This window comes from Arenibacter sp. F26102, from assembly GCF_023015865.1.
Classification (GTDB): Bacteria; Bacteroidota; Bacteroidia; order Flavobacteriales; family Flavobacteriaceae; genus Arenibacter.
The window spans coordinates 302057-322384 of the sequence record NZ_JALKBC010000006.1 but is presented as its reverse complement, the minus strand read 5'-3'; the positions used below and the strand labels follow the sequence as shown (position 1 = coordinate 322384).

Annotated in this window: 16 protein-coding genes; 6 read left to right on the top strand and 10 right to left on the bottom strand. The window is 39.5% G+C overall.

Going from position 1 to position 20328, the window contains the following annotated elements; genetic code table 11:
• Positions 1 to 33: 33 nt before the first annotated feature.
• Positions 34 to 1350, top strand: a complete 1317-nt coding sequence (locus MWU78_RS11135) for an alpha-L-fucosidase (RefSeq protein WP_246997809.1) — start codon at positions 34 to 36, stop codon at positions 1348 to 1350.
• A gap of 78 nt (positions 1351 to 1428) precedes the next feature.
• Positions 1429 to 3729, top strand: coding sequence for a family 20 glycosylhydrolase (locus MWU78_RS11130; protein WP_246997808.1), 2301 nt, complete (start codon positions 1429 to 1431; stop codon positions 3727 to 3729).
• A 52-nt stretch (positions 3730 to 3781) separates the two neighbouring features.
• On the opposite strand, the gene MWU78_RS11125 is transcribed toward MWU78_RS11130, so the two are convergent.
• The 4 genes from MWU78_RS11125 to MWU78_RS11110 all read right to left on the bottom strand — a co-directional run bounded on the left by MWU78_RS11125 (position 3782) and on the right by MWU78_RS11110 (position 6990).
• The gene (locus tag MWU78_RS11125) at positions 3782 to 4507 is read right to left on the bottom strand and encodes a LytTR family DNA-binding domain-containing protein (RefSeq protein ID WP_246997807.1); all 726 of its coding nucleotides are present in this window, start codon (positions 4505 to 4507) and stop codon (positions 3782 to 3784) included.
• Complete coding sequence (locus MWU78_RS11120; protein WP_246997806.1) at positions 4488 to 5549, bottom strand: sensor histidine kinase; 1062 nt, start codon at positions 5547 to 5549, stop codon at positions 4488 to 4490. The genes MWU78_RS11125 and MWU78_RS11120 overlap by 20 nt, the downstream gene beginning before the upstream one ends.
• An 8-nt stretch (positions 5550 to 5557) precedes the next feature.
• Positions 5558 to 5902 carry a DUF4907 domain-containing protein gene (locus tag MWU78_RS11115; RefSeq protein WP_246997805.1) on the bottom strand — a complete coding sequence of 115 codons (345 nt, stop codon included), beginning with the start codon at positions 5900 to 5902 and terminating at the stop codon, positions 5558 to 5560.
• 77 nt (positions 5903 to 5979) lie between these two features.
• Positions 5980 to 6990, bottom strand: a complete 1011-nt coding sequence (locus MWU78_RS11110; RefSeq protein WP_246997804.1) for a kelch repeat-containing protein — start codon at positions 6988 to 6990, stop codon at positions 5980 to 5982.
• Between the two features lie 220 nt (positions 6991 to 7210).
• Here MWU78_RS11110 and MWU78_RS11105 point away from each other — a divergent pair, with 220 nt between their 5' ends.
• Both MWU78_RS11105 and MWU78_RS11100 read left to right on the top strand, forming a co-directional pair.
• Positions 7211 to 8530, top strand: coding sequence for a DUF4270 family protein (locus tag MWU78_RS11105; protein ID WP_246997803.1), 1320 nt, complete (start codon positions 7211 to 7213; stop codon positions 8528 to 8530).
• The gene (locus tag MWU78_RS11100; protein WP_246997802.1) at positions 8523 to 9770 is read left to right on the top strand and encodes a hypothetical protein; all 1248 of its coding nucleotides are present in this window, start codon (positions 8523 to 8525) and stop codon (positions 9768 to 9770) included. Before MWU78_RS11105 ends, MWU78_RS11100 begins: the two co-directional genes overlap by 8 nt.
• A gap of 208 nt (positions 9771 to 9978) precedes the next feature.
• On the opposite strand, the gene MWU78_RS11095 is transcribed toward MWU78_RS11100, so the two are convergent.
• Genes MWU78_RS11095 through MWU78_RS11070 form a run of 6 tightly spaced genes read right to left on the bottom strand, consistent with a single transcriptional unit; the run spans position 9979 to position 16289 of the window.
• Complete coding sequence (locus tag MWU78_RS11095; RefSeq protein ID WP_246997801.1) at positions 9979 to 10710, bottom strand: LytTR family DNA-binding domain-containing protein; 732 nt, start codon at positions 10708 to 10710, stop codon at positions 9979 to 9981.
• A gap of 5 nt (positions 10711 to 10715) precedes the next feature.
• Positions 10716 to 11753 carry a histidine kinase gene (locus tag MWU78_RS11090; protein ID WP_246997800.1) on the bottom strand — a complete coding sequence of 346 codons (1038 nt, stop codon included), beginning with the start codon at positions 11751 to 11753 and terminating at the stop codon, positions 10716 to 10718.
• A gap of 12 nt (positions 11754 to 11765) precedes the next feature.
• Positions 11766 to 12986, bottom strand: coding sequence for an ABC transporter permease (locus tag MWU78_RS11085; RefSeq protein ID WP_246997799.1), 1221 nt, complete (start codon positions 12984 to 12986; stop codon positions 11766 to 11768).
• A 2-nt stretch (positions 12987 to 12988) separates the two neighbouring features.
• Positions 12989 to 13732, bottom strand: coding sequence for an ABC transporter ATP-binding protein (locus MWU78_RS11080; protein ID WP_246997798.1), 744 nt, complete (start codon positions 13730 to 13732; stop codon positions 12989 to 12991).
• 6 nt (positions 13733 to 13738) lie between these two features.
• On the bottom strand, positions 13739 to 14962 hold the full coding sequence (locus tag MWU78_RS11075; RefSeq protein WP_246997797.1) for an efflux RND transporter periplasmic adaptor subunit: 1224 nt from the start codon (positions 14960 to 14962) through the stop codon (positions 13739 to 13741).
• Between the two features lie 4 nt (positions 14963 to 14966).
• Positions 14967 to 16289 (bottom strand): TolC family protein, encoded by a 1323-nt coding sequence (locus tag MWU78_RS11070; protein WP_246997796.1) that lies wholly within the window; start codon positions 16287 to 16289, stop codon positions 14967 to 14969.
• 298 nt (positions 16290 to 16587) lie between these two features.
• Between MWU78_RS11070 and MWU78_RS11065 the strand changes: the two genes are divergently transcribed.
• Together MWU78_RS11065 and MWU78_RS11060 are read left to right on the top strand one after the other, a co-directional pair.
• Positions 16588 to 17508, top strand: a complete 921-nt coding sequence (locus MWU78_RS11065) for a helix-turn-helix transcriptional regulator (protein ID WP_246997795.1) — start codon at positions 16588 to 16590, stop codon at positions 17506 to 17508.
• 72 nt (positions 17509 to 17580) lie between these two features.
• Positions 17581 to 20055: a TonB-dependent receptor gene (locus MWU78_RS11060; RefSeq protein WP_246997794.1), complete on the top strand. Its 2475-nt coding sequence runs from the start codon at positions 17581 to 17583 to the stop codon at positions 20053 to 20055.
• The last annotated feature ends 273 nt before the right edge of the window (positions 20056 to 20328 follow it).

The following is a 20328-nucleotide window of genomic DNA, read 5'->3' as shown; positions in this document are numbered from 1 at the left end:
ACATAAAAAGTAAATTTTAATAAGTAGTACGTTATGATGAAAAGGACAATAGCAATATGTGTGTTTAGTTTGGTGGCAATGTTGGGGAAGGCACAACAGTATTCCTATCCAATGCCGGAGTACATTCCTACACAGGAAAATTTGGAACACCGTGAGGCATTTCAGGATATGAAGTTTGGGATGTTTATACACTGGGGGATTTATAGTGTTTTGGGAGATGGGGAATGGGTAATGTATCAACAAAAAATACCCTATAAGACCTATCAGAAGCTAACGAAATTCTTTAATCCCCAGGATTTTGATGCGAAAGAATGGGTGCAAATAGCCAAGGCGGCAGGAATGAAATATATTACTATCACCACTAGGCACCATGATAGTTTTAGTATGTTCGATACGGACGCCTCGCCTTATAATATTGTGGACGCTACCCGTTATGGAAAAGATCCCCTAAAGGAATTGGCAGCGGAATGTAAAAAAGAAGGTATCCAATTAAATTTTTACTATTCCCTATTGGATTGGGCAAGGGAAGATTATGGTTTTGGAAAGAAAATAGTGGATGGGTATCCAGTGGATACGGATTGGGATAGTTATATAGAGTTTATGAAATCGCAGTTGACCGAGTTGCTTACCAATTATGGGGAAATAGGTGTTATTTGGTTTGACGGGCATTGGGACAGAAAAAAAGCCAATTGGCACTATAATGAAATCTATTCCCTGATCCATGAATTGAGTCCAACTACCTTGATAGCCAACAACCATCACCTTCAGCCTATACCAGGGGAAGATATCCAGACCTTTGAACGCGACCTGCCAGGAGAGAATAAAGGAGGATATAGTGATGGAGTTGAAGTAAGTAAGCTGCCTTTGGAATCCTGTGCTACAATGGCAAAATCTTGGGGATTTAATTTAAACGACAAAAAATTCAAAACTACAAAACAGCTTATTCACTTTTTGGTGAATGCGGCAGGAAGGAATGGAAACTTATTGTTGAACGTGGGCCCCATGCCCAATGGTGAAATTCAGTCAGAATTTGTAGAAACCCTAAAAGAGGTTGGGGAATGGACAGAAAAATATGGAGAAAGTATTTACGGATCTAGAGGTAATGTTATTAAGCCACAAAATTGGGGTACCATTACACAAAAGGATAAGATGCTATATGTGCATGTACTAAGTCCTACCCAAGAGCCGTACATTTTTATTCCGGAATTGAAGGAGAAAATTAGTTCTGCCACTTCCTTTGATGGTGCGTCCAAAATTAAGTTCAAGCAAGTTAAAGAAGGTGTTTTTCTCTACCCGGGAGAAGATTTCGATACCGAGATAGATGGTATCATAAAACTCAATATTAGATAGATATAGCTATAATCACCGGGAAACACGGCGTAGATTGGTCGGGCGAACGGAATTGATGGATTAAATAAATTAAAAGAAATGAAAAATTATATTACCTTAATATTGATAGCTGTTTTTTTAGCTTCCTGCTCTAATACCAAGCCTACTTTTAAAGAAGAGGATATCTCTTTGGTTCCCAAGCCGGTCCTTATGCAATTAAAGGAAAGTTCGTTTGAGTTTGTTGCCAATACAAGGATCAACCTTGAGGATGAAACCCAGCGAAAGGCAGCAAATTATCTTGCGGGAATGTTTAAAACAGCCGCAGGGTATGGGTTAAAAATCTCACTCGAAAAACCAGGGAAAGGCGTTGTTTTTGCATCAGTGGAAGGACTAAAGAAAGGAGCCTATAAATTGGAAATTGACCCAGATCTAATTCAAATTAAGGCAACGGATGAAAGCGGATTTTTTAATGCGGTTCAAACCATTAGACAATTATTGCCCACTGAAATAGAAAGTACGGAGGTGATAAATGCAGCTTGGTTTGTGCCCTGTATTGTTATTGAAGACGAACCCCGCTTTGAATGGAGGGGAATGCATATGGATTTTAGCCGGCATTTTTTTAAAATGGATGAAGTGAAGGCCTTTTTGGATTATATGGCCTTGTATAAGTTAAATACCTATCATATGCATTTGACCGATGACCAAGGATGGCGAGTGGAAATTAAAAAATATCCATTACTCACAGAAAAGGGGGCTTGGAGAATTCCGAATAATCAAGATAGCATATGCAATACAAGGGCTGTGGAAAACGAATTGTACAAAATTGATGAATCCAATTTTAAGGAGATCGATGGTAAGCAAATGTATGGTGGGTTTTATACCCAAGAACAAATAAAGGAAATTGTGGCTTATGCGGAAGATCGCTGTATTACCGTTATTCCAGAAATTGATATGCCCGGCCATTTTAAATCGGCAATCGATAATTATCCCTTCCTGTCCTGTAACGAAGAATCTGGCTGGGATACCGTATTTACTTATCCGGCATGTTTGGGAAAGGAAACCACCTATGAATTTATGAAAAACATATTGACAGAAGTGGTAGACCTTTTTCCATCCAAATATGTACACATTGGTGGGGATGAGGTTAATATTAAATCGTGGGAACAATGTCCGCATTGTCAGAAGTCCATAAAGGAAAATGGATTAAAGGACGAACATGAGCTGCAGTCGCATTTCAATAGGGATATAGAGCAGTACTTGCAGTCTAAAGGAAAACAGCTTATGGGTTGGGACGAGATTGTCCGCGGCGGACTGACCAAAGATGCCTCTATGATGTGGTGGAGGAATTGGGCTCCAAACGCACCTCAAATAGCTGCCGATAACGGAAATGATATTGTGGTAACCACCACCGCGGCCTATTATTTTGACTATTTAAACGAGGGAAATAAACTGGAAAAAGTATATGGGTATGAACCTGTGCCAGAAAATTTTACACCAGCCCAATCCGAACATATTTTAGGGATACAGGCAAACCTTTGGTCCGAGTGGATTCCTAGTTTTAAAAGATTGCAATACCAGGCTTTTCCCAGATTGTTGGCAGTATCGGAAACTGGATGGGCAGCCAAGGGCGATAAAGATTTTGAATCCTTCAATAAACGGGTAGAAAAGCAATATGATCGTTTGGATGCCTTGGATGTACATTATTACATACCTGCCGTTGAAGGTCTGGAAAGGGAAATTGCAGTCGTGGATAGTACTTTGGTGAAATTAAGCTTGGCTTATCCGTTAGAGGGGGTAGATGTATATTATACAACGGACGGAAGTATACCCAATAGTAACTCGCTTAAATACACTTCCCCCTTTATGGTAAAGGATACTGTGGATATTAAAGCACGCGCGTATAGAGGTGGGATATTCAACGATTTAAAAGCTACCAAGGTGGTAAAGGTAGCATATACTCCAGCCTTGGCTGTAAACCCCCAAAATATTGGGTTAAAAAGATGGATTACCAAGGGCAAATTTAAAAAGGTTGAAGATATTTCTGTACCTGGCACTGCTAACTGGTCGAGTGTAGAGGTGATTGAGTTGGGAGAATTTAAAGATCAAACAAATTTTTCCATGATATACCAAGGATTCTTTAAGGCTGAAAAAGATGCTATATACGAATTTGAAACCCGGTCCGATGGTGGCGATCTACTGTATGTTGGGGATAAATTGGTTGTGGACAATGGTGGCTATCATGGACCCCGAAAACGTTACGGAAAGGTGGCCCTTAAAAAAGGATGGCATCCTATTAATATACGTTATAAGCCTAGTCAAAATCCACGAATGATCAACGTTCAATATGCCGTTCAAGGTGAACCATTGAAACCTCTTGATGCCGGGGTCATGGCCCATTAATTCATAATTGGTTTTTAAAAGATGCTTTTATTAGGCCAATGACCAATCTATATTACAAGCCCAGAAAAGAAAAGAATTGGGTCTTATGACTTTCTCCTATTGGGATTCGGGTGTCATTGATCACAATTCGATTCCTTTGTATGGTCTTAATAACATTAACGTTGACCACGAAAGATTTATGAACCCGTATAAATTGATTTTGGGGAAGCTTGTCCAAAAGGTCCTTAAAGCTTAGAAGGGTCAAGATTGTCTTGTTGGTACCTTTAATATGGATTTTAAGATAATCCTTAAGTCCTTGAATGTATTCAATTTCATCCAGATCTATTTTAATATTTTCATGTTCGGATTTTACAAAAATGAATTTCTGTGAATCGTTGTGCCCTCCATTTGAAGGAAAAATATTAGCAGTTGTGGGTACTTCCTTTTGTGTCAAAATCTCCTTTGTTCTGGAAACGGCCTTTATAAATCTATGGTAAGGGATTGGCTTAACCAGGTAATCGACTGCGTTAAGTTCAAATCCCTCAACGGCGTAATGTGCATAAGCTGTAGTGAAAATAAATAGGGGCCTGTTCTCCAGGGCGCTTATAAATTCCAAACCGCTGATTTGGGGCATTTCTATGTCGCAAAAAATTAAGTCGACCTTTTTTTCCTTAATAACTGTAATGGCATCCAAAGGATTGGTAAAAGTCCCTACTACCTCCGTAAAGTCTATTTTTTTGCAATAGTCTGTCAAAACATCTATTGCCAAAGGCTCATCATCAATGATTATGCAATTCATAGTTTTTTAATTTTAGGGTTAAATTAACCTCGTAGGTCTTTCCGTCGTCAACAATTAACAATTCATGGGAATTCGGGTACAAATAGTTCAATCTGTTTTTTACGTTTTCAAGGCCCACTCCACTACTATTGGTTTCAGCCTTAAAAGACCCTATGATGTTGATCACCTGTAGATGTATGGACTCATGGTTTACGGAAAGGTTTATTTTAATAAAGGATTTTCCATTGTAATCGGTACCATATTTAAATGCGTTTTCAATAAAGGATATAAATAAAAGTGGCGGTACAAGTTTCCCTCTTTCCTCGCCAGATATTTTTAGGGTTACTTCCTCGCTGTTGGATAGTCGTAAACGTTGCAATGCCACATAACTTTTTATGTATTCCACTTCTTTGTCCAGGGGTACCAATTTTCTGTCAGCTTCGTAGAGCATATACCGCATAAGTTCAGATAGGTTGATAACCGCCTCTGAGGTGTCGGGGGATTGTTTTACAGATAGTGAATAGATTGTATTTAGGGAATTAAAAAGAAAATGGGGGTTTAATTGGGTCTTTAAAAATTGAAGTTCTGACTGAATTTTTTCTTTTTCTACCAATTTCCGAAGGTCTTCGTTTTTCTGCCATTCCGTATAAACCTTTAGCATGGTGCCGAAAATATAAGGCACGGCGAATATAACTGTAGTCATCAAAAAAAACCTGAATGCCCCAGGACCATCCTCGCCAGGTGGATGCATACGAACGGCGCGTCGTGGAAAGTTATCTGGAGGTGATGGAGGGAAAGCAATATTTGCAAAAAAGCCTATTGCCAATAGCAGTAAAACCGACAGCACAATATAGTTCCACATACGGTCTTTGAGCAATAATTTTGGTACCAGGTAATAGTAATTAAGATAGAAGAGTGCCATGGCCACCAGTAATTTTGCCAGCAGATTATACGGTAGGGACCCGGATCCAGACAAAAAAGGATAAGAGAGTAAGCCGAATAGCGTAAGCCATAAAAAGGCGTGCACAAGCCATTGCGGAATATTTTTCTTATCTAGAACCATGCATTTCTCTAATTTAGGTTAAATTCCGGAATCTTCAATTCCCGCAATTCGGGGATTGTTAAAATTGGACTCTCCCTTTTTTGTAATTTATAGATAATCCTTTCGGCGGTACGTTTGGCATCCTGGGAGGTTGTGAAGGGTTTTTTTCCTTGGAGAATGGGAATGAACTCCTGGCGGATAATCAATTTATTGTCTAATTTTATTTGATATCCATAGCCATTTTCCAACTTCAATATTTCGGATTGGAGCTGCAATTTACTTTCTTTTGAACCGGTTTTGTAATTTGAAAAACCCAAAAACAGAAATCCGGAAACAACTGCTATCGAAATATATGCTATTAAAGTCCTTTTCATTATTTTTTTAAATTTAAAAGGAGCCATACCATTAGGCATAGCTCCATTGCTAATTCTAACACTTTAAATCAAAATTACTAGTCTTCGTCGTCGTATTCGTCATAAGGGAAAAATTCCTCCAAATCATCCAAATATAAACTTCCTGTACGGCCTAAGCCAATAAACGTCCTTACGTTATTGGAGAATACTACTGCATCCTGTCTGGATGTTCTTTCAAAATCTGTTTTGGCTTCCCAGGTATCGGAACTAGGGTCATATTCCCAAATAGTTCGTAAGGTACCCCCGGAGGTTCCGGTGGCTATATAGCCATAGTCATTTAAGGTGAAACCTACTGCATTGCTTCTAGCAATGGAGTAATCATCTTCCTCGTCAAGATCCAATAATTGGGTCCAACTTTCTGTTGCAGGATCAAAAGCCCAAAAGTCTAGTAAATAAACACCATTGGCAACGCCTGTTCCCATATATACAATATCATTTATAGTAAAGGTAGTTGCTGCCCTTCTTTTGTCACCACCAAAGCCTACAAGCTCGGACCAGCTATCGGTAGATGGGTCGTATTTCCAAAAATCCTTCCTATCGTTGTCACCGTCAAAACCGGTACCGAAATAACCATAGCCATTTATTCCAAATGCCAAGGCACTTCTCCTTGGGGTAGATGGGAAGGTTGCAATTGCTGTCCATAAATTGGTGCTTGGGTCGTAGGAATAAAAATCCGACAGTTCATCCAGACCATCATAACCAGATCCTATATATCCCTTGCCACTTATGGTAAAACCTGCAGCTGCATTCCTTGCTGTTCCTGGGAAATCTGCTTTTTGGGACCAATAATCATCATCCATATTGTAGGCCCAAAAGGAGGATAGGTAATCTTCTCCATCATAACCTGTACCACTATATCCTATGTTTCCAATAGTGAAGTAGGCGCTACCACTACGTGGACTCCCATCAAATACAGATTTGTCTGTCCAGTTCCCCAGATCTTCATCATCGTCACTAGAGCAACTGGCCATTAAGCAAAGTGTTAAGCTAGCCATCGTTAACATTTTAATGTGGTTTACTTTTTCCTTCATGTTATAAATGTATTTCATTAGTTATTTTTTTTCCAAAATTAGATGCCGAGCCTCGGGTTTGAAACTTAAATAGATAAAGTCACCTATTTAACATATGAAAACGTCTTTTTTATCTACCAATGGTAGAGCCCATTTAATAGTTAAAATTGCCTATTTGGTCTTAAAAGTTAGTGGATTGGTCTATTGGGGTTTCCGAGCTAGGGAAACGCATTTACTTTTGTTATCAAATTATGAACGAATGAAAAAATTCCTTGGACTTATAGCTGTGCTGACATTAATGGTTTCATGTAGTGACGATACTATTAATGATTCGGATTTTGTGGCTGGAGGGACATTTACCAACAGTAATATACGGGTAGTACAAATAGATACTATGAACGTGGAAACTTATACCATGAAGTTTGATAGTCTTGTAACGTCACAAGCCACCCGCATGCTTATAGGTAGATATGTAGACCCTGTTTTTGGGACTGTAAAGAGTTCAAGTTATGCGGAACTGTTACCTTATAGCTATACTATTGATTCAGAGGCCGAATATGACAGTATAGCTTTCTTTCTGAAATATGACGATTACTACTACAATGACACCCTTAAAAGCAATACCATCCATATTAAGGAGTTAAGTGAAATATTATATCCAGAAGATGGGAGCAATTTCTACAATACCAGTGAGGTTGCCTATTCAGAGGATGATTTGGGGTCCATAACTTATACCCCAAGACCCTTGGAAACAGATTCCTTATATATAAAATTGAGCGACGATTTAGGGCAAGGTATTTTTGAGCAGCTACAACAAAAGGATATTACAAACACGGAGGAATTTAAGAATTACTTTCCAGGGATTACATTTCAGCCGGGTGAGGACGACGATGGGTCCATAGTAGGGTTCGATTATTCTACCAGTGTAATGAGGATGTATTATAGTATTTCCGAAGAGAATAGTCGGGTGCAGTATGCAATAGATTTTGCAATAAACACGAGCAGTAGTCCTATTCCATTCTTTAACAAGATGTCCGTTGTTGAAACCAATGAATATCTAACAACACTTACAGATAAGGAAGTTGTTATTAATAGTTCCGATTCGGATAATCAAAGTTTTGTACAATCCGGTATTGGATACACGACGAAGATAGAATTTTCGAATCTAAAAACGCTGTTTGATATTGAGGGACAGGGTACCTTGTTGAATGCGGTTCTTAAAATTAAACCGGTATTGGGATCATATAGTGATGAACTGGCCTTAAGGGATAACCTATCAGTTTATATAGTGGATACGAACAATAATATAACGAATCAATTATTAGGAACGGATGGTGCCGCTGTACAGGCTACTTTAAACCTCGATAACCAAGAATTCAATGACATTTATTATGAAATACCCCTGACTACCTATATAGAAGGAATATTGACCACAGACAGGGATGCCGAGTATGCAATAATTCTATTGCCAGAGAATTACAACAGCACAGTAGACCGTTTCGTTTTAATGGGAAAAGAGGGTGCTGACGAAGGTGTAAAATTGGAACTTACCTATGCAATATATGACGAAGATGAATAAATTACCTTTATTAGCCCTATTTCTAACGCTTTTATCCGCAATTCCTGTTTTGGGCCAATCCGAGGCGCTCACAAGTTCCCCCTATTCCCTATATGGTCTTGGAGCAATAAACCAGACCAGTATTGGGCGGACCAATGGGATGGGGTATTCCGGGATAGCATTGAAATCGGATACGGAAATAAACAATTTAAATCCTGCCAATTTTGCCCTGACCCCCAAAAACTCATTTTTTTATGATGTCGGTATAAGGGGGAAATACAACAATTATAGCAATAGGATAAACGACGAAGCCAGAACCACGTTCAACTTTTCTAATTTGGCCCTTGCCTTCCGGGTAGCGGACAAACTTGGAGCAGGTATTGCCCTAGTTCCTTATACCGATGTGGGTTATACCTTGGTAGGAGTAAAAACCAATATAGAAGGCACCGAAGAATCATTTGAAAGTAATGTCAATGGACTTGGGGGAATGAGCGATCTAAAATTTAACCTGGGGTATGGTATTACCGATAATTTGAGGTTTGGAGCCAGTTTTTCCATATTATTTGGAAAAATTGAGGAGGAAGAATCCTTTCAGGTTTACAGTAGTGCCCTGATCTCCACGGAGGATACCAATTACAGTGGTTTCCGTGCTGGTCTTGGACTGCAATATGACCTCACAAATAAAATCACCATTGGAAGTACGGTGCTACTTCCAACTAGTCTAAAGGGTAATGTAAGGCGTTCCGTAACTAAAAGTCTGGACGGGGTTGAAATAGAGGTGGAAGAAGATGAAAGTGATACTGTAGCCGATTTCAATATGCCATTGGAACTGGGGGTTGGGCTTAGCACGAACTTTCTAAAATCCTTTACCCTAAATGCCGATTATAAAAAGAATTACTGGAGTGATACGGAACAGTCCGAGAATATAGGGACATACGTTGATCAGGATATCTATGCGGTTGGTTTGGAATTTGTAAAAAATGCCGCCAGTTATAAATTTAACCAGCGTATTCGCTATAGAACTGGTTTCAACTATGACACTGGGTATTTGTCCATTAACGACGAAAAAATAGAAGGATATAATTTTACCGCGGGTATAGGTTTACCTATTGGCCGAGGGAATAATTCCATGCTCAATTTATCCTATTCCTATGGTTCCACAGGATTAATAGAAAATATATTGGTAAAGGAAAATTACCATGTGCTAACACTTAATTTAAGCTTGGAGGACTTGTGGTTTAAAGCACGTAAGACCGATTAAGACTAGGTTACTATGAAGTTTGTACAGGGCATTGAATTGCAATAAAACATAAACCCCGCCTTTTGGCGGGGTTTATGTTTTATACCGTGGTCGTAAGTTTGGTTCCTTCAAGGGGTCTTGGGACACAAGCCCGGAGCCTAAATGTTGTTCTTTGGTGAACTTGGAGGTGGGATTACATCCGTACGGATATATTTCAAAGTAAAAAAAATCAATCCAAGCTATTTCTGGAAATATAGTTCAAAAATTCTGGCTTATAATTTTCCGAAACCGTAATGCGTTGGTTCCCGATTATGATCTGACTGCGCTCTATAACATCAATGGCTTGTAAGGAAACGATAAAAGAACGATGTACGCGCATAAATTTATCTTTAGGCAGCTCTTCCTCCAAGCTTTTGAGATTCATTAAGGTCAAAATGGCCTTAGGCTGTCCTTTAAGCCAAATTTTGATATAATCCTTCAAACCTTCAAAATATAGCACCTCATCCAGATTGATCTTCAATTGCTTGTATTCGGATTTAACGAAGAGGAACTTTTTGTCGGCAGAAGTAGCTTCCTTAGCGCTACCCTTCACCAAGGCAAACCACTCCTTGGCCTTGGTAGCAGCGATCAAAAACTCCTCATAGTCGAACGGCTTTAACAAGTAGTCCAAGGCTTCCACCTTATAGCCTTCAAGGGCATACTCACTAAACGCTGTTGTAAAGATGACACGGGTGCTTTTGGGAATTAGTTTGGACAATCCAATCCCCGTAAGATCTGGCATTTGTATATCCAAAAAAAGTAGGTCAACTTTCTCGTTTTCCAGGTATCTTAAAGCCTCTATAGCACTGTCGCATTTAGTTTTGAGTTCTAGGAACGGAGTTTTTTGAACGTACCCCTCTATCAGTTGCAATGCCATGGGTTCATCGTCTACAACAATACAGCTTATTTTATTAGAGTTCATTTAAATTAGATTTCAAGTGTTAACACAGCGGTAAAGATTTCGTCCTTGACTTGATAAACAAAGCTATGGCTATTTGGATATAACAGTTGCAGTCTTTTTCTTAAGTTTTCCAACCCAATGCCAGAACCACTCTTATCCGAATCGCTTTTGGGCAGATTTTGGTTCTTTGCTGTAAAGACAAGAAAGGTATCCGTTATTTCCATATTAAATGATAATGAGGCCTCACTACTTGCAGGTATACCATGTTTAAAGGCGTTCTCTACCAAGGTAATAAATAATAGCGGTACTACTTTAATATTTTGTGGAACAGTGGGAAAGGAATACGATATAGTAATCTTATCGGAAAACCTTAGTTTCATAAGTTCTATATACTGCGTCATAAAATCAATTTCCTTTTGTAGCGCTACTTTTTCGGTTTCCGTATCGTACAACAGGTACCGCATTAATTTGCCTAAACTGTGGATTGTCTTTTTTGCAGTAGTGGGGGAACTATCCACCAAGGCATAAATGTTGTTCAGGGAGTTAAAGAAAAAATGTGGCTGCAATTGATATTTTAAATGCTGTATCTCTGCTTCCAATTTTATAGTCTGCGCCTCTTTGCGTTCGTTCTCGGATTTGTACCAGCGTTCTGTGGTTTTTAGGGCTACGGAAAACACAATGGGCACCATAGATGCGATCATGTCTACATAAAAAAATAAATTTTTTGGAGGCCCTTTTTTGTTTGTACGATCAAGGATGAGCTGGTCCATTAGAAAGCCTTTAAGTTCATGGTTGGTTAAAACGAAAAAGGCAACTACCCCAATATTTATCAATATGAACGGTAAAGTTTTATTATTAAAAAGAAATTTGTCTATAAGATAAAGATAATTGAAGTAAAAAATAGCGGCATAAAAGCACAGGGGAATCCATGAGTGTATCAAGGTCCGATGAAAGATTTGTTCCTGATCTTGTCCCACCGAAAGCAAATAGGGTAGACCTATTAATATCGCCCATGTTAAAAGGTGGAGTAAAGGGATTAAATTCTTTTTTCTATTTACTTTCATCTGCTTTATTTCTTATTCATATCGCAATGCAGTAATCGGGTCTAGAGCTGCAGCCTTTCTTGCCGGGTACCAGCCAAAGAATATACCGGTGACGGCACAAACGGCAAACGATATTATGATTGAATATAGGGCCACACTTGTAGGCCAATGTAAAAATTTCTCAATAAAAATAGTGGATCCTAAGCCTAAGGTCACACCAAGAATTCCACCGGTGATACTTATTAAAATGGCTTCGATCAAAAACTGCATTAAAATATCCGATCCCTTTCCGCCAACGGCCATACGCAGCCCAATTTCTTTGGTGCGTTCTTTTACGGATACATACATTATGTTCATGATGCCAATACCTCCGATCAATAAAGAAATTCCCGCTACGGCTACCAAAAGTATGGTCAACATTTCACTGGTAGAACTAAATGTTGAGATCAATTCTTCCATAGAACGTACTGTAAAATCATCATCTTCATTAGCGGTTAATTTGTGTTGCGTACGCAAAATTTCAGAAACTTGTGTTACTGCTTCCGGTGCATCGTCTTCACTTACTGCCGACGCCATTATTTGGTTTAAATAATCGATGGCTAAAATACGTTTTTGAACGGTAGTAAAAGGTGCTATGACCACATCATCTTGGTCTTGGCCAAAGGTGTTTTCCCCTTTTTCTTCCAATACCCCTATAACTTTAAACGGAATACTGTTAAAACGGATCATTTTTCCAACAGGGTCTTCACCATCCGGGAATACATTATCGACAACGGTCTGACCTAACAAAACAACCTTTGAGGCTGATTGTACTTCGGCATCGGTAAACATGCTACCGCTTTGAAGACCTACCACTTTAATGTTCAGATATTCGGGATTTACACCGTAAATTGTAGATGGCCAGTTGTTGGACCCGTTAATTACTTGTCCACCACCGTTTACTACTGGAGTAATGTAGCTTAATAAAGTAGTTTTCTCTTTTATAACTTCATAATCTTTAAGTGTCAATGTTTGCACATCGCCACCACTGCCTCTTGCCGGACCTCTATCGTCCTCTCCAGGTCTAACGGTAATCATATTCGACCCCATGCTCGAAATAGTGTTGCGAATACTTTCCTTTGAGCCTTCACCAATGGCCAACATGGCAATTACGGAAGCTACCCCTATAATGATACCCAACATTGTGAGTAGGGTTCTGACCTTGTTGAGAATAATGGCCTTAAATGCTATTTTGATTAAATTCAGTAGTCTCATAATTAATGGTCTTCTACAGGTAATAAGGCCAATTCAGTAGCCGCTGATTGAATTTCTTTATTCAGGTAGTCTTTAATGATGTTACCATCTTTCAAGACAATGGTTCTATTGCTAAAGGTAGCTATGTCCGGCTCATGGGTTACAAATGCAATTGTAATACCTTTTTCGTTCAATTCTTGAAATAAGGACATAATTTCGTAAGAGGTACGAGTGTCCAGGTTTCCGGTAGCTTCATCCGCCAAGATCAATACAGGGTTGTTCACCAAAGACCTTGCAATGGCCACCCTTTGTTGTTGTCCTCCGGAAAGCTGTGAAGGTGTATGGTCCATGCGATCACCCAAACCTACCATTTCCAAGGCTTTAATAGCGCGTTCTTTACGTTCCTCGGTAGAAACCTTACTATTGTATAATAACGGTAGTTCCACATTTTCCAGTGCAGATGTCCGTGCCAGCAGATTATAGGATTGAAAGATGAACCCGATTTTTTCATTACGAATCGTTGCCAATTCATTCTTACTTAGGTTCCTTACGGCCAAGCCATCAATATCATAGGTGCCGGATGTAGGTTGATCCAAACATCCCAATATATTCAATAATGTACTTTTGCCCGAGCCACTTGATCCCATTATGGTAACAAATTCCCCTTCATTAATGGAAAACGAAATGCCCCTTAAGGCGTGGACGGTTTCGTTGCCCATGGTAAACTCGCGCTTCAGATCTTCAATTTTGATAATCTCTTTACTCATGGCTGCTTACTTTTTTTTATTTCCTCCTGGTCGTTGTGGCATAAATGGACTCTCATCTTGACCGCTGACGGGTTGTTGTTCTGCAGTACTTTCTGATTTTAAGCTGTATATTAACTTGTCGCCTTCTTCAATTCCATTTAATATCTGTACGTTGACACCATCACTTGCTCCAAGGGTTACTTTTTTTGGGGTAATAGCTCCATTGGCTTCCAAAATCCAAACTATTGTTGAACCTTCATCATCTGGCTTTGGACCGCCTTTCGGTGGTTGGACCGAGAAATTTTGTTGTTCGTTGTAGGCCATCATAACCGGTATAGTAGGCTTGAAATTAATGGCTTTGGCTTCGGTAGTCAAGACGTCCTTCAATTCCAAGGTATATATGGAAATGGTGGCGGTAAGGCCGGGTTTTAGTTTAAGATCCGGATTATCAGCTTTTATGACTACCGTGTATGTAACTACGTTGGAAGTTATTGTTGGATCTAAACGTATCTGGGTTACGGTTCCTTCAAAAGTTTCCCCTAAATAGGCATCCACTGTAAAAGTCACCCTTTGGCTATCCTTGATTCCGCCTATATCCGCCTCATCAACATCCGCCTCTACCTGCATTTCCTTTAAATCTTCGGCAATGGTAAAAAGGGTAGGGGTACTATAACTGGCAGCCACGGTCTGGCCCTCATCAATATCCCTGGAGAGTACTACGCCATTTATTGGTGAATAGATATTTGCATATCCCAAATTGGTCCTTGCCTGTTGTAGGTCTGATAAACGTTGGGTTACCGTGCCTTTTGCTGCCTCATAATTGTATACGGCATCATCATAATCGGATTTACTGATTACCTGATTTTCGTATAGGGTCTTTTGGCGTTCGAAAATGGTTTGCATATAGTTCCTTTGGCTTACTGCGTTGTCATAGGATGCCTGTGCCTGGGTAAGGGCCGCCCTAAGATTTGTTTTGTCCAATTCTGCTATCAATTGTCCTTCGGTGACCACACTGTTGTAATCCACGTATATTTTTTGGACCACACCTGAAACCTGTGTACCTACATCTACCTGATTGGTGGGTTCTATCGTGCCAGTGGCCGTTACCATTGTGGTAACGTCACCTTTTTTGGCCGCTATGGTCTTGGCTTCTATTACAAAACTGTTGTCGTCTTTTATAAAGCTGTATGCTACAATAGCTAGTATTACGGATGCAATGCTGCCTAAGATGATACTCTTTTTATTTTTCATTTGATTAAAGTTTAATGTCGTTTCCTTGGTAAAACTGAAGTAATTGGTTGTATAGCAGACTAAGGTATTTGGCCTGAATATAATTTTGTTCCGTATTGGTATAGGTGTTCTGGCTTAAGATGAGGTCCGTAGTACTCAGAGCACCCAATTCGTATTGTTTCTGTGCCAGCCTGAAGGATTCTTTTGCCGCATTTCTGGCGATATCTGCCGCTTCCATTTCACTTTGGGAGGTAATGGCATTTTGCCAGGCTGTTTCTATTTTTTTGTATAGGTCCTTTTCTTCCTGCGCCAGTTCCAATTTGGCCATGTCAATATTGATTTTGGCCGTTTGCACCTCAGATTTGGTCTTGTTTCTATTAAAAATGGGTACGTTCAGGGATAATCCCAATCTTTGGTTAAAATTCAGGTCCAATTGATCGGTGAAATTATAATCCTGGGTGGAGGTGTAGCCAGAGCCCAGACTTCCCGTTAAGGATAGGGTGGGCAGGTAGCCTCCTTTGGCTATGTCCAAGTCCTTTTCAGAAAGGGAAACATTAATCTTGCCTGCATTTATTTCCGGAAGATTTTCCAAAGCTTCGGAATAGACTTCATTTAAGTCGGGGACAATTTCCAGGATAATTTCAGCTGCATCGGCAATCTCAAATTTGGTGTTGGGGGGTAATTCCAATTGTTGTTTTAACGATAAAAGCTGTAGGGCATAATCGTTTTTTGTATTTATTAGAAGGTACCGATTTGTGGCGGTTTGGGACTGGGCATCGGTATATTCCTTTAAGGCGATGGAACCGGCATCCAACCTGGCCTTGGCCCTCTCTTCTTCTTTTTGTGAGACCTCAAGGTTGTTTTCAGCGATCAATATATTCTCTTTGGAATAAAGCAATTGAATATAACTTTCTGTAATGCTCAAAGTTATATTGTTCTTGGCCTCTTCTTCATAAAGTGCATATTGATCAATCAGCAGCTTTCCCTGTCTTATCTGATTGTTGATCTGGTTCCCTTGGAAAAGGGTTAGCTGGGAGGTTAATCCCAGACTGGTGGAATTGATTTGTTGTGAAACAAAATCACTCGTAATGGGGTCTATAGAATTCCCATTAGTAAAATTCTGGGAAGCATTACCACTTAAGTTGGGTAATCGTAAAGATTTTGTTGCCAGATAGCTGGCTTCCGTAATGTTCTTGGATAATTCGGCTTGTTTTACACTTATGTTGTTCTCCAATGCGTAGTTGACACACGCTTCCAAAGTCCAAATTTTCTGGACGGAATCAATCGGTGTTTGGCCTTGCGCAAACTGTACTACAAAAAGGATTGTTAATAGGATATATTTTTTCATGGATTTTAACCTTTCAAATGCAAATTCATAGCAAATATCCCAATGAGATCACGTAAAATTGAATGAAATAGACTGAAACGCGGATTCCCTATACCAGTCCCCATATTTTATCGATGGATTTTTATGGAAAATGGAAAAGTAATGTGGGATTTGTGAAATTTTAGCGAAAGACTGATCCGTGATTGCTAGTTTACGGCTTAGAACTGTACTAAATGAATCATAATTGTATTGTTTTCGCGAGTATTGTTTTCTAATTTCCCCGGGATAAATTTGAGGTCGGTTCTGAAACTGGAGTTTTATGTTCAGAACTTTCTTACGCCTATTATTAATAAATGCCAGTATTGGATTAGCTTTGGAACTATGCAGTTCCGATGAAATCCTAAAGTCCTTATGGATTACTTTAATGAGAAAAGAAATAAATACATATTCGAAAATTTCCCCAAATGCTTATATAAAAATTCAGCCCTTCGATATAAATAAGCGCTATACCAAACCACACCGTCATAATAAGTACTTGGAACTTGTTTATTTCAGCGGGGGATCTGGATTTCATTTTATGGATGAAAAGGAATATGCCATAGAACCCCCTGTAGTCTTTATTATCAAAAACGATGTAGTCCACCATTGGCAAATAGATACGGTGCCCCAAGGTTATGTATTGATCGTAAAAGAGGATTTTTTGGACATTACTTTGGATAAACATATAAACTGGCAATTACAACAACTTAGAAATCATCAGATCATTAAAACGCAGTTGAATCCGAACATTGAGGCTCTTTTTGAAATTGCCTGTCAGGAATTGAGGCTTAATGATCATGTTCAGGATGATGTTGTTGAAGGGGTGGTAAAGGCCTTGTTTTCCAAAATTTTGGGGTATGCCAATAGCGCCGATAAACACATTTTAAAGGATATGGTGGTGCAATTTAACGAGTTGCTGGAAAGTGCACCTAAAAACGATGTGGCCTATTATGCCCAATTGCTGAATACCACAGCTCAAAATCTAAATGTTTGGTGTAGAAAGGAATATGATAAAACGGCATCGGAAGTAATTGCGGGACATATTGTTAAAGAGTCACAGCGTTTATTGCGTTATACGGAACTCACGGTAACCGAAATCGCCTTTAAGTTCGATTTTAAGGATGTTTCCCATTTTGTAAAGTATTTTAAACGCCATCATGGAATGACACCGAAGCAGTATAAGACTAGAATTATACCTTAAAAATTTCAAATATACCATGTAACACTGTTATTTAAATTTAAATTTGACGCTTGCTTAAATAACTGTTACAAAATGAAATTACGATTATATTTTTTGCTTGCTTTACTTCTAAGCTCTCCCCTTGTTTTTGGGCAGATTACGGGTAGAATTGTGGATGGTACAGAGGAATACCCATTGGAGTATGCTACGGCGGCACTTTATAATCAGGAAAATGGAGCATTGGTGGCAGGTGTAATTACCAATTTGGATGGTGTATTTACCATCCCGGATGTAAAGCGCGGTGTCTATTATTTGGAAGCCTCCTTTATAGGCTTTCAGACCGAAACGATCCGGGATATCCAAATCCAAAACCGTAACGTTAAAAGCGACCTACGTATTATATCCCTTATTATTGGAGATAACCAACTTAGTGAGGTAGTGGTACAATCGGAGAGGAAAACCGTAATCAATAAAATTGACCGGCAGGTATTTGATGCCAAGGCCTTTCAAAACACCCAAGGTGGATCTGCAACGGACGTCATTAAGAACCTGCCTTCGGTAACGGTCAATGGCTTAGGTGAAATCAGCGTGCGCGGAACCACAGGCTTTGTAGTATTGCTTAATGGGAAGCCCTTGCAAGGGAATGCGGCAAACCTGCTTTCCCAGTTTCCTGCCAATGCCATTGAAAGGGTAGAATTGATTACTGCACCTTCGGCCAAATATGATCCGGAAGGTAAAGGAGGGATTTTGAATGTCATCACAAAGAATGGTGCAGCCGATGGGGTATATGCGCAAATAAATGTAAAGGGCGGTTTGCCTTCCATTGAAAAATACGACAATGCCGACCCCCATCAACGCCATGGTGTAGATGTTACCTATAATCTTCGTAAAGGGGATTGGAATATTTCCTTGGGCGGAAATTATCAGCGCAACGATAAAGGTGGAAGAAGGGAAGGCGATGTATTTACTATTATCAATGATACCCTTACCCAATTTCCTTCGGATGGGGAACGCAGTTCTGACGAAATAAATTATAGTGGAAGGTTTACGGTAGATTATACGCCTGACACAAAGAATGCCTTTTCGCTTGGATTTTATGGAGGGAAACGAAGTACGGATCGTCTTGCGGATATTGTTTATTATGACAATCACGCCATTACCCCTGCTCAAGGCGGAGACCGGGTGTACACCTTTCAATATTATAACCACAACCTGCGCACACGCATGGGAGATTTTGTATTGGGAAGTTTCGACTACGCCCATAAGTTTGATAATGGTTCCCAGTTGTCTTCCTCCATTTTATATGAATACACCCTGCTGGGCGGTCCTACTACCAACCAGAATTTGGGCTACCCCGATAACAATATTGTTTGGCAGGATGAGTACAATACAAATGACAATCCTTTGCACGGAGTACGTTTTCAGGTGGATTATGCCTTTAAGCCCTTCTCATTTGGACAATTGGAAACAGGTTATCAGTATAGAAAGCTAGATCATACCGGTGACTTTGTTTATGAAAGAAAAAATAATGCTACGGGAGAATTTGAACTGATCCCTGAATTTTCAAGTGAGGTGGATTTGGCGCGGAGCATTCATTCCGGATATGCCCAATTGAGCGGCGCCCAGGAGAAATGGGAATATGCAGCCGGACTTCGGCTGGAAGCAATGGACAGGGATTTTGATCTTAGGGATAAGACCAATACCATTGACACTACCTATGTTTATGATCATGTAAAATTGTTCCCATCCGCATCGGTGCAATATTCCTTTGAAAACAACACTAAATTAAAAGCTGCATATAGCAAGCGTGTGGAACGCACCACGACCTTTAAAATGAATCCTTTTCCAGAACGCGAACATTCGGAAACCTTGGAACAGGGTGATCCTACGCTCTTGCCAGAATTCATTGATCTTGTTGAGGTGGGAGTGACCAAGAATTTCCACAAAGGGAATTCCATCTTCGCCACGGCCTATTTTAGAAATGTCGACAATCTGGTAAATAGGGTTAATACCGTTTATAATGATACTATTCTGAACCGTATCTATTCCAATGTTGGAAAAAGTAGGTCTTTGGGACTCGAGTTGGGTACGCAATTGAAACTAACTGAAAATTGGTCAAATTTTATCGGAGGCAATGTATACAGCTATAAAATAGAAGGTGTTTTTGATAATAGAAACATAGATAGCGATGCAGTGGTCTATTCCGTCAACGCCAATAGTACCTATAATTTTTCCGATACAGCATCGGCACAGTTTACCTTTAATTATATTTCCGATCGCAATACCGCTCAAGGTGAGGATTCGCGCTTTTACTCGCCCAACCTCACCCTACGTAAAACCTTTTTGGATAATAGGCTTACGGCCACTTTGCAATGGCAGAACATAGATATGGGATTATTGGATACCAATGAACAGCGCATAACCACCTTCCGGGAAAATGAATTCTATACCACTACCAATTACGTGTATGAGGTAGATATGATAATCCTTAACCTTTCCTATACCTTCAACAAAAATAAAAATAAATCCAAATTCATTGAAAGTGAATTCGGTAAGCGGGAGTTTTAGACATTTCATTTAAAGTAATATCGATTCCATTTTTATAAATGAATTACTCAACCAGTCCTTGGGTCTGGGTGCTAACCGTAATTGCCGAGAAAATTTAATGGAATGTGTGGGCATTGTTGCCTACCTGGGTATTGGACTTTGTTATCCTACCTATTTAAAATGGAATTTTAGAAAATGGCCAGGGACAAAGGTAATTACGGAATGTAGATTTTTAACATGTATTTCTTTGTTGGTGTATCCTTGAAATTTGAACTAGATGTATAATTGGTTAAT